Raw genomic sequence first — 13,972 nt, 5'->3', positions numbered from 1 at the left:
TGCCGGCGCCGGCCTCAGGCCAGCGCGCGTGCGATCAGGATCTTCTGGATGTCGCTGGTGCCTTCGTAGATCTGGCAGACGCGCACGTCCCGGTAGATGCGCTCGACCGGGAAATCGCTGACATAGCCATAGCCGCCGAACACCTGGATGGCATCCGAGCAGACGCGCTCGGCCATCTCGCTGGCGAACAGCTTGGCCATGGCCGCCTCCTTCAGGCACGGCCGGCCGGCGTCGCGCAGGGAAGCGGCATGCCAGACCATCTGCCGCGCCACCTCGATGCGCGTGGCCATCTCGGCCAGGCGGAACTGCACCGCCTGGTGCTGGAACAGCGGCTGGCCGAAGCTCTCGCGCTCCTTGGCGTAGGCCAGCGCCGCCTCCAGTGCCGCGCGCGCCATGCCGACGCTCTGCGAAGCGATGCCGATGCGCCCGCCCTCCAGGCCGGACAGCGCCATCTTGTAGCCGCCGCCCTCCTCGCCCAGCAGGTTGGCCGCCGGGATGCGGCAGTTCTCGAAGACGATCTGGGCGGTGTCCGACGAATGCTGGCCGAGCTTGTCCTCCAGCCGCGCCACCACGTAGCCGGGCGTGCCGGTCGGCACCAGGAAGGCACTGATGCCGCGCTTGCCGGCGGTCTTGTCGGTCACCGCCAGCACGATGGCCACGTCGGCATGCTTGCCGCTGGTGATGAACTGCTTGACGCCGTCGAGCACGTAGTGGTCGCCGTCGCGGCGCGCCGTGGTGCGCAGCGCGGAGGCATCGGAGCCCACATGGGGCTCGGTCAGGCAGAAGGCGCCCAGCATCTCGCCGCGCGCCAGCGGCACCAGCCACTGCTGCTTCTGCGCTTCGCTGGCGAAGGCCATCAGCATGCTGCACACCGGGCAGTTGTTGACGCTGATGACGGTGGAGGTGCCGCCGTCGCCGGCGGCGATCTCTTCCAGGATCAGCGCCAGCGACAGGTAGTCGAGCCCGGCGCCGCCATAGGCTTCCGGCACCGCCACGCCATAGGCGCCGAGCGCGGCCAGCTGGCGGTGCACGTCCTTGGGAAAGGTGCCGTCGCGGTCCCACTGCGCGGCGCGTGGCGCGATCTCCTGTTGCGCGAACTGGCGCACGGCATCGCGGATCATTTCCTGTTCGGGGGTCAGCAGCATGTTGCTCTCTGTCGCTTGGGGTCGCTTGGGGTCGCTTGGGGTCGCTTGGGGTCGCTGTCCGTCAAATAGAGCGGCTGGCAGGCGGGACCGTCACGGCCCCGCCGTGCCGGGCTCACCAGGGCAGCTCGGCGCCGTCGTAGGCGTGGAAGCTGCCGTTGTCGGCCCGGCTCGCGCCGGCCAGCACGCGCCGCATGCCGCCCACGCTGTCTTCCACCGCGAGGTCGGCCCCGCTCCCGCCCATGTCGGTGCGCACCCAGCCCGGATGCAGCGCGACACAGGTGGCCTGGCGCGCATCCAGCGACACGCACTTGAGCACGGCATTGACCGCGGCCTTGCTGGTGCGGTAAAGCCAGCTGCGGTTGCTGTCCATGGCGCCGATGCTGCCCATGCGCGACGACAGCACCGCCAGCACGCCGCCCTGGCCGCCGCGGCCGGCCTCGACCAGGGGCAGCAGCAGCGGCAGCGCCATCATCGGCCCGAGCACGTTGACGTGCATGACCTCGTCGAAGTCCTGCTGCTGCACGGGCTGCGCGCCCTCGCTGCGCGGGCCGATCACGCCGGCGTTGTAGATGGCCACGTCGACGGCTTCGCCGTCGAGCTTCCAGCCCAGGCCGGCCACCGCGGCCGGATCCGTCAGGTCGACGCGATGCGCTTCGGCGCCGAGCGCCTGCAAGGCCTCGATGCCGGCCTCGCTGCGCGCGGTGGCGATCACGCGATGGCCGTCGGCGCGGTACTGGCGCACGAACTCCAGGCCGATGCCGCGCGAGGCGCCGAGAATGAGGACTGTGGACACGGATGGGCTCCTAGATCAGGGAAGGGGTTGCACGGGGCCGGCCCGCTGAGGCCGGCGCCGCACCTGGCTCAGACCAGCTCGATGCCGACCGCGGTGGCTTCGCCACCGCCGATGCACAGGCTGGCCACGCCCCGCTTGCCGCCGGTCTTGCGCAGCGCGCCGATCAGCGTGGTCATGATACGCGCCCCCGAGGCACCGATCGGATGGCCCAGCGCGCAGGCGCCGCCGTGGATATTGACCTTGTCGCGCGGGATCTCCAGGTCGTGCATGGCCGCCATCGGCACCACCGCGAAGGCCTCGTTGATCTCGAACAGGTCGACGCTGCCGGTGTTCCAGTCGAGCTTGCGGTACAGCTTGGCGATCGCCTCGACCGGCGCGGTGGTGAACCAGCCGGGCGCCTGCGCATGGGTGGTGTGGCCGAGCATGCGTGCCAGCGGCACCAGGCCGAGGCGGGCCGCGGTGGATTCGCGCATCATCACCAGCGCCGAGGCGCCGTCATTGATCGACGAGGACGAAGCGGCGGTGATGGTGCCGTCCTTGGCGAAGGCCGGCTTGAGCGACGGGATCTTGTCGAGCTTGATGCGGCGCGGGCCTTCGTCGGTGTCGATCACCGTGTCGCCGCCCTTGCCGGACACGGTCACCGGCGTGATCTCCCAGCGGAAGTCGCCAGCCTCGGTGGCCTGCTGGGCGCGGCGCACGCTCTCGATGGCGAAGGTGTCCTGCTGCTCGCGCGTGAAGCCGTACTTGGCCGCGCAGTCCTCGCCGAAGGTTCCCATGGCGCGGCCCTTGTCGTAGGCATCCTCGAGGCCGTCCAGCATCATGTGGTCATAGATCATGCCGTGGCCGATGCGGTAGCCGCCGCGGCCCTTGGGAATCAGGTAGGGCGCATTGGTCATGCTTTCCATGCCGCCGGCCACCGCGATCTCGAAGGAGCCGGCCAGCAGGCCGTCGAACACGTTCATGGCCGCACGCATGCCGGAGCCGCACATCTTGTTGACCGTGGTGCAGCCCACCGACAGCGGCAGGCCCGCGCCAAGCGCAGCCTGGCGCGCCGGCGCCTGGCCCTGGCCGGCCGGCAGCACGCAGCCGAACACCACTTCCTCGACCTGCTCCGGCTTGAGGCCGGCGCGCTCCACCGCGGCGCGGATGGCGGCGGCGCCGAGCTGCGGGGCCGTGAGCGAGGCGAACTCGCCCTGGAAAGCGGCCATGGGCGTGCGCACGGCCGATACGATGACGATAGGGTCTTGCATCTTCTGTCTCCTTTGGATGGGGAATGGGGGATGGGGGTGACCGGGCGGCCGGCAGCGCCTTCAGCGGATCGACGCCTGCGGCGGCTCGCCGAACTGGCGGTAGGCCGCCTGCGTCTGCGCCAGCAGTTCCTCGTTGCTGCTGGCGGCCATGCCGAGGTCGCGCAGCAGGCCGTCGGATACGCCGTAGATCCAGCCGTACACCGTCACTTCCTGGCCGCGCGCCCAGGCATCCTGCAGCACGGTGGTGTGGCAGATATTGCCGACCTGCTCGATCACGTTGAGCTCGCACAGCCGCGTATGGGCATCCTCCTCACGCAGGATGGTGCCCAGGTAGGCCTCGTGCTTGTCGGCCACGTCGCGCACATGGCGCAGCCAGTTGTCGGCCAGGCCGATGCGCTCGCGCTTGAGCGCGACCTTGACGCCGCTGCAGCCATAGTGGCCGACCACGGTGATGTGGCGCACCTTGAGCACATCGACCGCGAACTGGATCACCGCCAGCGCGTTCAGGTCGCTGTGGGCGATCACATTGGCGATGTTGCGGTGGACGAAGACCTCGCCCGGCGCCAGGCCGAGGATCTGGTTGGCGGGCACGCGCGAGTCGGAGCAGCCGATCCACAGGTACTCCGGCGCCTGCTGGTTGGCCAGGCGCGTGAAGAAGGCGGGGTCTTCGGCATTGACGCGGTCCACCCACTCGCGGTTGTTGCGGAACAACTGGGCGATGGCCTCACTCATGCTGCCCTCCTTGCCTGCGGCTCGCCGCCGGCGCGGGGCGCCGGGCTGCCATAGCGGTTGATGAAGCGTTCCGATGTCTGGTAGGCATAGAAATCATGAAGATGGCCGGCCAGCAGCCGGTCCTTTTGCGCCTGCCACATGGCAGGGTCGAAGAAGTCCTCGTGGTGCCGCAGGAAGGCGGCGCGCACGCGCGGGTCGCCGAGCAGGAAGGTACGGTACGTTTCCGGAAAGATGTCGTGCGGCCGCACGGTGTACCAGATCTCGCCGGACATTTCCTCCTCTTCGTTGCGGGGCTGCGGCACATGGCGCACGTTGCAGTCGGTCAGGTACTCGATCTCGTCATAGTCGTAGAACACCACGCGCCCGTGGCGCGTGACGCCGAAGTTCTTGTACAACATGTCGCCCGGGAAGATGTTGGCGGCGATCAGTTCCTTGACGGCGTTGCCGTACTCGATGATGCCGTGCTCCACCTGCGCGTCGCTGCCCTCCTGCAGCCAGAGGTTCAGCGGGGTCATGCGGCGCTCGATGTACAGGTGGCGCACCACGATTTCCTCGCCGCCGTCCTTGGCGCGCTGGTACTCGACCATCGACGGCGCATGCCGCTCCAGTTCGCGCACCAGCGCCTCGTCGAAGCGCGACAGCGGGAACGCCACGCCGGAATACTCGAGCGTGTCGGCCATGCGTCCGACCCGGTCGTGCTGCTTGACGAGCTGGTACTTGGACTTGACCTGCTCGCGGGTGGTTTCCTTGGGTGCCGGGTAGAAGTCCTTGATCACCTTGAACACATAGGGAAACGACGGCAGCGTGAACACCAGCATCACCAGGCCCTTGATGCCCGGCGCGACAATGAACTTGTCCGAGGAATGCTGCAGGTGATGGAGGAAATCGCGATAGAAGAGGTTCTTGCCCTGCTTCTGCAGCCCCAGCGAGGTGTAGATCTCCGCGCGCGGCTTGCGCGGCATCAGGTCACGCAGGAAGGTGACGTAGGCCGACGGGATCTCCATGTCGACCAGGAAGTAGGAGTGCGAGAAGGAGAACAGGATCAGCACCTGCTCCTTGTCCAGCAGCACGGCGTCCAGCGCCAGCCCGCCCGAGGGGCCATGCACGATGGGGATCACCAGCGGGTAGCTGCGGTCGCCGTTGAGCACGCGCCCGATGATGAAGGCAGTCTTGTGGCGGAAGAACAGCGAGGACAGCACATGCACCTGGAAATTGGGCGCGATGCGGAATTCGCCGAACTGTTCGCCGATCGCGCGCACCACGTAGCCGATGTCGCGCGGCAGGTCTTCGAACGGCCGCTCGAGCTGGAAATTGTGGACGATGCGCTCGAAGCAGGCGGCCATGCCTTCGCGGCTGCCGGGATAGTAGGCGCGGTAGGTCGGCCGCGTCGGCGACTCCTCGTTCTCGATGTACTCGGTCGAGATGGCCGGGCGCACGAAGATGAAGTCGTTGTTGAAATAGGAACGGTGCAGCAGGCGCGTGCACACCGAGTTGAAGAAGGTCTCGGCCAGTTCGGGCTGGTGGTGGTTGGTCAGCAGCCCGATGTAGTGCAGCTTGATCTGCTGCCAGATACCGTTCTCGATGCGCTCGGCGTCGTACTCATCCTCCAGGATCAGGCTGGTCTCGCGCACGCGCTCATTGTAGAAGTCGATGCGATCACGCTGGATCTGCTGCAGGCCCTGCCAGTCGCCGGCCTCGAACCTTGCCTTGGCCTGCTGCCCGGCCTCGCGGAACAGCCGGTAATGCTTGTCGAAGCCGTCGAGCATGGTCCGCGCCACATCGAAGGCGATCTGCGACGAGAGCAGCTTGGGAAAGTGGGACATGGCGGGCGCGGAAACGGCGGCGGTACGGGAATTGTAATGGGGTTCGTTCGCGGCTTCGCGCCGGCGCGCGCCGTGCGGACCGGGCCGGCGGCCCGCGCGGCGGCGGCGCCTCGTCCGCCGCGTTGCCTCAGACGTGATCCAGTGTGCGCACCACGCACAAGGTCATCAACATGGTCGCCACAGCCTTGCGCCGCCCGCCGCTCTCGGTGAAAACGTCGCCCTGGGCCACGATCAGCGTCCGCCCCGGCTTGACCACCCGGCCCACCGCCACCAGGCGCTCACCCTGGGCCGGCGACAGCAGGTTGATCTTGTACTCGGCGGTCAACCCGGCCTCGCCCTCGCCCACCACCGACAGCGCCGCATAGCCACAGGCGCTGTCCGCCAGCGCGCCGACCGCGCCGCCGTGGAAGAAACCGTGCTGCTGGGTGACGCGCTCGGACCAGGGCATCGCGATCTCGACCTCACCGTGCGCGACCCGTGTCAGAGTGGCGCCGAAGGTGGTCATCAGGCCCTGGCGCGCGAAGCTGGTGGCGATCGCGTCGGCGCGCTGCGCGCCGAGGGTCTGGGGTTCGGGCGGGATGGAAGCGTCGGGCAAGGCGGTCATGAGGGAAATCCTGGTTCGTCCGGCATCCGTGGAAGCCGCTCTATTTTATTGACGTTTACGTAAACGTCAACTTGATTGCCGCAGCCGGCCTGGAGCGATCCTCCGGCATCCGCGTGAGAGCGCGTGAGAACCTCTGCGCCGGGCGATAAGAGCCGGATCAGGCTCGTGCCGGCCGCTGCCCCCGCAGCTGCTCCTGCAGCAGGTCACGGCAATGGCGCTCGTGCTGGTCGATCTCGGCCAGTTGGGCCTGCAGGTCTTCCAGCTGCCGCTGGAGCGCGCCGCGATGGTCCGCCAACGCATGCAGGAAACGCTCGAGCTGCGGCACCGTATCGCCAGGCGACTCATACAGATCCAGTATCTCGCGGATCTCATTGAGAGTGAGTCCCAACCTTTTTCCACGCAGCGTCAACTTCAGGCGGGTCCGCTCACGCGCGCTATAGACCCGCGTGCGGCCGCCGGAGCCGGTCCGCTCCGGTGCCAGCAGACCTTGGTCCTCGTAGAAACGGATGGCGCGCGGCGTCACCTCGAACTCGCGCGAGAGCTCGGTGATGGTGTAGGTCGTGGTCTGGCTGGATGACATGAGGCTTCGAAAAAATGAACGGTCGTTCGATATGTAATGAAGTTTTCGCTTAAGATGGACGACGCGCCGTTCGGATTGACGTTAACGTTAGCGTCAAGCCCGGCGGCTGGCAACCGCGGGAGACAACCCACCCGGATCGGCCGCGGCCACGACAGCAAGCACCACGAGAAGCCCGCCCGCCGGCAAGCGCCGGCCCAGCAAGCGCAGGGCTCAAGACCAGCGAGACTCCCCATGAACGCACTCGAACACCAACTCCAATACCCGTTCGGCGACACCATGCCCGAGCCCGGCACGCGGCAGCAGGTGGCCCCCGGCGTGTACTGGCTGCGCATGCCGCTGCCGTTCGCGCTCGACCATATCAACCTGTGGCTGCTGCGCGACCGCCTCGACGGGCGCGACGGCTGGACCATCGTCGACTGCGGCATCAGTAACGACACCATCCAGGCCAACTGGGAGAAAGTGTTCGCGAACGAACTGGAGGGCCTGCCGGTGCTGCGCGTGCTGGTCACGCACTGCCACCCCGACCACGTCGGCCTGGCGGCCTGGCTGTGCAAGCGCTGGGACGTGCGCCTGTGGATGAGCCTGGGCGACTACATGAGCGCGCGCGTCATGGGCGGCGGCAATGGTGCCGGCTCCAATGCCGGCGGCGACTTTGCCGCCAGCCACTTCGCCCGCCACGGCCTGAACGACCCCGACAGCCTGGAGAAGCTGCGCGCGCGCAAGAGCTACTACCCCTCGCTGGTGCCTGACCTGCCCACCCAATACCGCCGCCTGATGGATGGCGACACCGTGGCGATCGGCGCCGACCCGGCCAGCGCCGGCTGGCGCGTGATCACCGGCTACGGCCACGCGCCCGAGCACGTGGCGCTGTACAACGACGCCACCGGGGTGCTGATCTCCGGCGACATGGTGCTGCCGCGCATTTCCACCAATGTCAGCGTGTTCGACATGGAGCCGGAAGGCAATCCGCTCAAGCTCTACCTCGACTCGCTCGGCAAGTACGAGGGACTGCCCGCGGAGGTGCTGATCCTGCCGTCGCACGGCCGCCCCTTCCGCAACCTGCACACGCGCATCCTGCAGTTGCGCGAGCACCACGTCGAGCGGCTGGCCGAGACCCTGGAAGCCTGCGCCGCCAAGCCGTGCAGCGCGCACGACATCGTCGGCGTGATGTTCCGCCGCCAGTTCGACATCCACCAGATGACCTTCGCCATGGGCGAGGCACTGGCCCACCTGCATCTGTTATGGCACGAGGGCCGCGTGGTGCGCCGGCTCGATGCCGACGGCGTGATCCGCTTCAGCGCGGCGTGAGCGCCGGCGCCGGGCCGGTCCCGGCGCCCTCAGGCCCGCCGCCCTCAGGCCTGGCGCGCGAAGGCCGCCAGGTAAGCGATGCCGTCGATGGCGCGGCTGCCGTACCAGGAAACCATCTCGCCATCGATCGGCAGCACCGGCATGCCGAGCTGGCGCTCGAGCGCATCGGCGTGGTCTTCGGTGAAGCGGTAGGGCTCGCTCGCCAGCAGCACCAGGTCGAACTGGCGCACCAGCGCCTCGCTCCAGCGGAAGCTGGGATAGCGCGCGCCGGGCGCATTGGGGCGGGCACAGTCGCCGCCGGCGCAGGCCTCCCCCGCTGCCGCCGCCAGCTCCGCCGGCGGCCAGGTCTGCCAGCCGACCAGGGACAGCATGCGGCTGATATAGGTGTCGCGCGACACCGTCATCCAGGGATCCTGCCAGATCGCGTAGAGCACGCGCCGGGCCGGCCAGGACTGCGCCCGCACCGCGGCCAGCGCCGCCTCCAGCCGGCCGCACAGGGCCTCGGCTTCGCGCTCGCGCGCAAAGATGCCGCCGAGCAGCCGGTACAGTGTCAGGTTATCTTCCGGCGCACAGGGATGGGTGACGATCACGTGCGGCACGAAGGCACGGATGGCCTCCACCGTCTCGCGCCGGTTCTCATCGACATTGACCACCACATGGGTCGGCGCCAGCGCGCGCAGGCGCTCCAGCTGCACGTCCTTGGTGCCGCCGACCTTCGGGACCGCGCGCACCTGCGGCGCCGGATGGACGCAGAAGCCCGTGCGCGCCACCAGTTGCGGCCCCAGGCCGAGCGCCCACAGCAGTTCGGTGATGGACGGTACCAGCGAGGCGATGCGGGCGCCCGCGCCGGCGCGCCCGTGCGCCTGGCCGGCGGCGTCGCGCCACATCAGGCGGAAGCGCCGGGTGGCGGCGCGCTGCCCGGGTCCGGCTTGCGCGGCTTGCGCGGCGCGCGGGCGGCCAGGGCATCGTAGAGCCAGCGCGGCAGCACGTGCAGGATGCCCGCCACCACGCCCATCTGCCAGGGAACGACGGCGAAGCGCCGCCCCGCCGCGATGGCCCGCACGGCCTTGCGGGCGAACACGTCCGCATCCATCAGGAAGGGCATGCGGTAGGGGTTGTGCGCCGTCATCGGCGTGCGGATGTAGCCGGGCGCGATGGTGACCACGCGGATACCGTTGGCGCGCTCTTCCAGCCGCAGGCTTTCCAGCAGCTTGATCACCGCCGACTTGGAGGCACTGTAGGCGCCGGCGCCCGGCAGCCCGCGCACGCCGGCCACGCTGGCGATGCCGACCAGCGTGCCGCGCCAGCCACCGGCGCCGCGTTCGGCGGCGCGCATCGGCTGCAGGAACGGCTGGAAGGTGGTGAGCACGCCGAACCAGTTGGTGTCCATCACCAGGCGGAAGGCAGCCAGGTCCTCTCGCTCGCCGGCCACGGTGCCGACGGAAACGCCGGCATTGGCGACGACGATGTCGGGACAGCCGAAATGGTCGAGGAAATCCTGCGCGGCCGCTGCCATCGCATCGGCATCGCGGACGTCGGCGGCGTAGACGCGCGCCGCGTTGGGGTTGGGCAGGCTCGCGGCGAGTTCCCGCAAGGCCGCCTCGCGGCGGCCGACCAGCCCGAGAATGGCGCCGCGGGCGGCGTATTCCCTGGCGAGCGCCTGGCCCAGGCCGCTGGAAGCACCGGTGAGGAAGACCTTCTGGGCTCGCATCGGGATCGGGTACTCCGGAGGATCCGGGGGGATCGGGGCGATCCCGGAATCCGGACCGGCAAAGCGGGCCGCGTCGCGCGGCCCGCGCCGCATCACATCTTCTTGTCGCGCACGCCGGTGACCAGGAAGTCCATGGCCTGGATGGCCGCGGCCTTGCTGCCTGCGATGGACGGCGAGGTCTCGTACTTGCCCTGGATCACCACGGTCGGCACGCCGTCGATCTTGTAGGCATCGGCAATCTTGTTGGCACGCTGCGAATTGGTATTGACCGAGAACGAGTTGTAGGCGTCGAGGAAGGCCTTGCGGTCGATGCCGTTCTTGGCCATCAGGTCGGCGATCTCGTTGGGATCGACCATGCGTTTGCGGTCGACGTGGATGGCATTGAAGACCTTGGCGTGCATGGCGTCGAGCTTGCCGAGCGCCTCCAGCGCATAGAAGATCTTGGTGTGCGGCAGCAGGTCGTCGCGGAATGCCACCGGCACGCGCTTGAACACCACGTCCTTGCCCTGGCGCTTGACCCACGCCTCGAGTTCGGGCTCGAAGTCGAAGCAGTGCGGGCAACCGTACCAGAAGAACTCGATCACCTCGACCTTGCCGGCCGGCGCGGCTTGCGGGTTCTTCAGCACCTGGTAGTCCTTGCCTTCGACGGGCACGGCCTGGGCGGGTGCGGACATCAGCAGGCCGCTGACAGCGGCAAGCATGGCAAACAGGGCGGCGAATTTCTTCATGTTGCGCGGATCTCGAGTTGGGACGATGAGCCTATGACAGCGGCGGGGCGCCGCGGTTCAGCGCCCCGCCGTCAAACCCCTAACGCTACTGCCGGGTGAAACGGATGACAGAAGCCTCGAAGCCGGCCGCCTGCAGGCGGTCGCGCACGCGGTTCATGTCCTCGATCTTGTTGAACGGCCCGAGCCGGACGCGGTACATCTTGACGCCGTTGACATCGCGGTCGGTGACCTTGGCCTCGAAGCCCTGCATGGCGAGGTTGGCCTTCTGGCGGTCGGCGTCGTCGGGCGAGCGGAAGGCGCCGACCTGCAGCAGGTAGCCGGCCGAAGAGCGATTGGCGTCGGCCATGGCGATCTCGGCGATCGGGTCGGCCACGGGCTTCTCGGCGGGACGGGCTGCCTGACGGGTGTCGGCCGGCTTCTCCGCCGGCTTTTCCGCGGGCTTCTCCACCGGCCTGTCGGCAGGCCTTTCGGCGGGCTTGTCGGCAGGCCTGTCGGCGGGCCGCGCCGGCGTCAGCTGCGCATGCCGCTCGGGCACCGGCGCCACAGCGGTGCCGGCGCCGGGCGTGCTGCCCTGGTCGGCCTGCGGCTCCTGCTCGGCGGGGCCGACCGGCTTGGGCGGCGTCTTGCTCCAGAGCGGCGTGTTCGGGTCCGACGGCGCCTGCTGCGGGGCCTGCGCCGGGCTCGGCAGCGTACTGACGACGTTGCCCGGCTCGCTGGGCTTGGGCGCCGGCGCCCCCTTCTGCTGGAAGGGCGCGGGCGACTTGGTGATGTACAGGGCCACCACCACCGCGATGGCCAGACCGATGATCAGGCCGAGCACCAGGCCCAGGAACGTACCGCCGCGCTGCGAATCGCGGCGGCCTTGGCGCGTGGCGCGCTTGCGTTGCTGTTGCATGAAGTCCTCTTGCATGTTGCCGGGATTATAGAGCCACTCCGGCAGCAGGCATCATGACAGATCGTTACCGGCCGCGCTGCCCCGCGCGGCGCGGCGCCTTACATGCGGCGCGGGGCGGAGACGCCGATCACCGCCAGGCCGTTGCGCAGCACCTGGCGGGTGGCCGCCAGCAGGGCCAGGCGGGCACGCTTGACCGCTTCGTCGTCGACCAGCACGCGGTCGGCGTTGTAGAAGGCGTGGAAGTCGCCGGCCAGGTCGCGCAGGTAGAAGGCGACCGCATGCGGCGCCAGCTCGCCGGCGGCGGCGGCCAGCATGTCGGGGAACTCGGCCAGGCGCCGGCCCAGCGCGAGCGCCTGCGGACCGGCGTCGGCGCCGGTCACGGCGGCCAGTTCGTCGTCGCTCAGGCGCGCCAGCTCGACCAGGCGCGCCTCCCAGTCGGCACCGGCCCACGACTCGAAGATCGAGCAGATGCGGGCATGTGCGTACTGCACGTAGTACACCGGGTTCTCGTCGTTCTGCTTGAGCGCCAGGTCGATGTCGAAGACGAACTCGGTATCGGCCTTGCGCGACAGCAGGAAGAAGCGCACCGCGTCGCGCCCGCGCGCGAAGTGGGCCGGCCACTCCGCCACGCCGGCGTCCAGGCAGCCGCGGATGGTCTCGTCGCCGCCGTTGCTCCACTCGATCAGGTCGCGCACGGTCACGTAGGAGCCGGCACGCTTGGAGATCTTGACCTCCTGGCCGTCCTTCATCACGGTGACCATCTTGTGCAGCACGTAGTCGGGGTAGCCCTTGGGGATGCCGATGTCCAGCCCCTGCAGGCCGGCGCGCACGCGGGCGATGGTGCCGTGGTGGTCGCTGCCCTGCACGTTGATGACCTTGGTGAAGCCACGCTCCCACTTGGTGGTGTGGTAGGCCACGTCGGGCACGAAATAGGTGTAGGTACCGTCGCTCTTCTTCATCACGCGGTCCTTGTCATCACCGTCGTCCGTGGTACGCAGCCACAGCGCGCCTTCGCTCTCGTAGGTCTTGCCCTTGGCCACCAGCGACTGCACCGCGGCCTCGACGCGGCCGTCGCTGTACAGCGACGACTCGAGGTAGTAGCGGTCGAAGCGCACGCCGAAGGCCTGCAGATCGATGTCCTGCTCGTTGCGCAGGTAGGTGACGGCGAAGCGGCGGATCGACTCCATGTCCTCGACGTTGCCCGAGGCGGTGACCGGCTCGCCATCCGAGGCGCTGACGGTCCTGCCGGCCAGGAAATCGGCGGCGATGTCGGCGATGTAGTCGCCGTTGTAAGCGGCCTCGGGCCAGGCTGCGTCGCCCGGCTTGTGGCCTCGCGCGCGCGCCTGCACCGACACGGCCAGGTTCTGGATCTGCACGCCGGCGTCGTTATAGTAGAACTCGCGGTGCACGGCATAGCCCTGCCATGCCAGCAGGTTGGCCAGCGCGTCGCCAAGTGCCGCCTGGCGGCCGTGGCCCACGTGCAGCGGCCCGGTCGGGTTGGCCGAGACGAACTCGACCAGCACCTGGCCGTTGACGCCACGCATCTGCGCGCCGTAGTGGTCGCCCTCGTCCAGCACCGCGCGCAGCACCGCGGCCTTGGCGGCGGGCGCCAGGCGCAGGTTGATGAAGCCGGGGCCGGCGATCTCCATCGCCGCGACCAGGCCGGCCGCGCGCGGGTCGGCCTGCACGGCCTCGACCAGGCGCTGGGCCAGCTCGCGCGGGTTGGTCTTCAGCGTGCGCGCCACCTGCATGGCGAGATTGCAGGCCAGGTCGCCATGCGCGGCCGCCTTGGGCCGTTCGAAGGCGACGGCCGGCAGGACGGTGTCGGCCGGCGCGAGCGCGCGCACGGCATCGGTGAACGCGGCGGCGAGAGTGGAGGTCTGAACAGGCAGCATGGGTGTCTTGGCCCTGGGCGGCACCACTCGGCAAGTGGACGCCGCGTCGCGTGGCAGGTTTCGAATTGCGGAACGCGGAATTTTATCAGGTGCTATGCTGACACCATGCTCCGGCCGTCGCAGCCATCCCGGCCGCACTTCCGGGGCGCCTCCCCCAGGAAAGGAAACATCATGCTGATCACCTTCAAATCCCACGCGGCACAGGACCTGATCATGATGAAGGACCTGGCCATCACCCTGCTGGGCATCATCGGCAAACAGCTCGGGGAACGCGGGGTGATCACCAGCGAAGAGATGCCGCGCGCCATCCAGAAGCTGGAAGCCGCCGTCAGCGACGCCAAGCGCGCGCATCCGGCGGAGTCGGCCGTCCATCCCGGGCAGGAAGAGGATCAGGACGAACCCCTGCACCTGGGCCAGCGCGCCTTCCCCTTCCTCGACATGCTGCGCGCCTCCCAGCGCGAAGGCGCGGATGTCATGTGGGGCGTCTAGCGCAGGCGCCGGCGCGCGT

The 13,972-nt window shown here is 68.9% G+C and carries 14 protein-coding genes; 2 read left to right on the top strand and 12 right to left on the bottom strand.

Going from position 1 to position 13,972, the window contains the following annotated elements; translation table 11 throughout:
* Positions 1–14: 14 nt before the first annotated feature.
* The 7 genes from BKK80_RS02580 to BKK80_RS02550 form a co-directional block, all read right to left on the bottom strand.
* Entirely contained in the window at positions 15–1,145 is a 1,131-nt protein-coding gene (locus BKK80_RS02580) for an acyl-CoA dehydrogenase family protein (RefSeq protein ID WP_071010734.1), read from the bottom strand.
* A 112-nt stretch (positions 1,146–1,257) separates the two neighbouring features.
* Positions 1,258–1,938, bottom strand: coding sequence for an SDR family oxidoreductase (locus BKK80_RS02575; RefSeq protein WP_071010733.1), 681 nt, complete (start codon positions 1,936–1,938; stop codon positions 1,258–1,260).
* A 68-nt stretch (positions 1,939–2,006) separates the two neighbouring features.
* Complete coding sequence (locus BKK80_RS02570) at positions 2,007–3,188, bottom strand: acetyl-CoA C-acetyltransferase (protein WP_071010732.1); 1,182 nt, start codon at positions 3,186–3,188, stop codon at positions 2,007–2,009.
* A gap of 60 nt (positions 3,189–3,248) precedes the next feature.
* Positions 3,249–3,920, bottom strand: coding sequence for a carbonate dehydratase (can, locus tag BKK80_RS02565; protein ID WP_071010731.1), 672 nt, complete (start codon positions 3,918–3,920; stop codon positions 3,249–3,251).
* A complete protein-coding gene (aceK, locus tag BKK80_RS02560) occupies positions 3,917–5,743 on the bottom strand; it encodes a bifunctional isocitrate dehydrogenase kinase/phosphatase (protein WP_071010730.1) in 1,827 nt (608 codons plus the stop codon). The genes can and aceK overlap by 4 nt, the downstream gene beginning before the upstream one ends.
* 127 nt (positions 5,744–5,870) lie before the next feature.
* Positions 5,871–6,347, bottom strand: coding sequence for a PaaI family thioesterase (locus BKK80_RS02555; protein WP_071010729.1), 477 nt, complete (start codon positions 6,345–6,347; stop codon positions 5,871–5,873).
* 157 nt (positions 6,348–6,504) lie between these two features.
* Positions 6,505–6,927 (bottom strand): MerR family transcriptional regulator, encoded by a 423-nt coding sequence (locus BKK80_RS02550; protein WP_071010728.1) that lies wholly within the window; start codon positions 6,925–6,927, stop codon positions 6,505–6,507.
* A gap of 231 nt (positions 6,928–7,158) precedes the next feature.
* Here BKK80_RS02550 and BKK80_RS02545 point away from each other — a divergent pair, with 231 nt between their 5' ends.
* Positions 7,159–8,235: an MBL fold metallo-hydrolase gene (locus BKK80_RS02545; protein ID WP_071010727.1), complete on the top strand. Its 1,077-nt coding sequence runs from the start codon at positions 7,159–7,161 to the stop codon at positions 8,233–8,235.
* 44 nt (positions 8,236–8,279) lie between these two features.
* Here BKK80_RS02545 and BKK80_RS02540 read toward each other — a convergent pair whose 3' ends face one another.
* The 5 genes from BKK80_RS02540 to argS form a co-directional block, all read right to left on the bottom strand.
* On the bottom strand, positions 8,280–9,122 hold the full coding sequence (locus BKK80_RS02540) for a helical backbone metal receptor (protein ID WP_071068564.1): 843 nt from the start codon (positions 9,120–9,122) through the stop codon (positions 8,280–8,282).
* Positions 9,122–9,946 carry an SDR family oxidoreductase gene (locus BKK80_RS02535; protein WP_071010725.1) on the bottom strand — a complete coding sequence of 275 codons (825 nt, stop codon included), beginning with the start codon at positions 9,944–9,946 and terminating at the stop codon, positions 9,122–9,124. Before BKK80_RS02535 ends, BKK80_RS02540 begins: the two co-directional genes overlap by 1 nt.
* Before the next feature lie 92 nt (positions 9,947–10,038).
* The gene (locus BKK80_RS02530; RefSeq protein ID WP_071010724.1) at positions 10,039–10,674 is read right to left on the bottom strand and encodes a thiol:disulfide interchange protein DsbA/DsbL; all 636 of its coding nucleotides are present in this window, start codon (positions 10,672–10,674) and stop codon (positions 10,039–10,041) included.
* Between the two features lie 85 nt (positions 10,675–10,759).
* Positions 10,760–11,569: an SPOR domain-containing protein gene (locus BKK80_RS02525; protein ID WP_071070641.1), complete on the bottom strand. Its 810-nt coding sequence runs from the start codon at positions 11,567–11,569 to the stop codon at positions 10,760–10,762.
* A gap of 98 nt (positions 11,570–11,667) precedes the next feature.
* A complete protein-coding gene (argS, locus tag BKK80_RS02520) occupies positions 11,668–13,464 on the bottom strand; it encodes an arginine--tRNA ligase (protein WP_071037605.1) in 1,797 nt (598 codons plus the stop codon).
* Positions 13,465–13,635: 171 nt separating this feature from the next.
* Here argS and BKK80_RS02515 point away from each other — a divergent pair, with 171 nt between their 5' ends.
* Positions 13,636–13,953, top strand: coding sequence for a DUF1840 domain-containing protein (locus BKK80_RS02515; RefSeq protein WP_071010722.1), 318 nt, complete (start codon positions 13,636–13,638; stop codon positions 13,951–13,953).
* The last annotated feature ends 19 nt before the right edge of the window (positions 13,954–13,972 follow it).

Source organism: Cupriavidus malaysiensis (assembly GCF_001854325.1).
In the GTDB taxonomy this organism is placed as follows: Bacteria; Pseudomonadota; Gammaproteobacteria; order Burkholderiales; family Burkholderiaceae; genus Cupriavidus; species Cupriavidus malaysiensis.
This window is presented reverse-complemented; position numbering and strand designations above follow the sequence as displayed.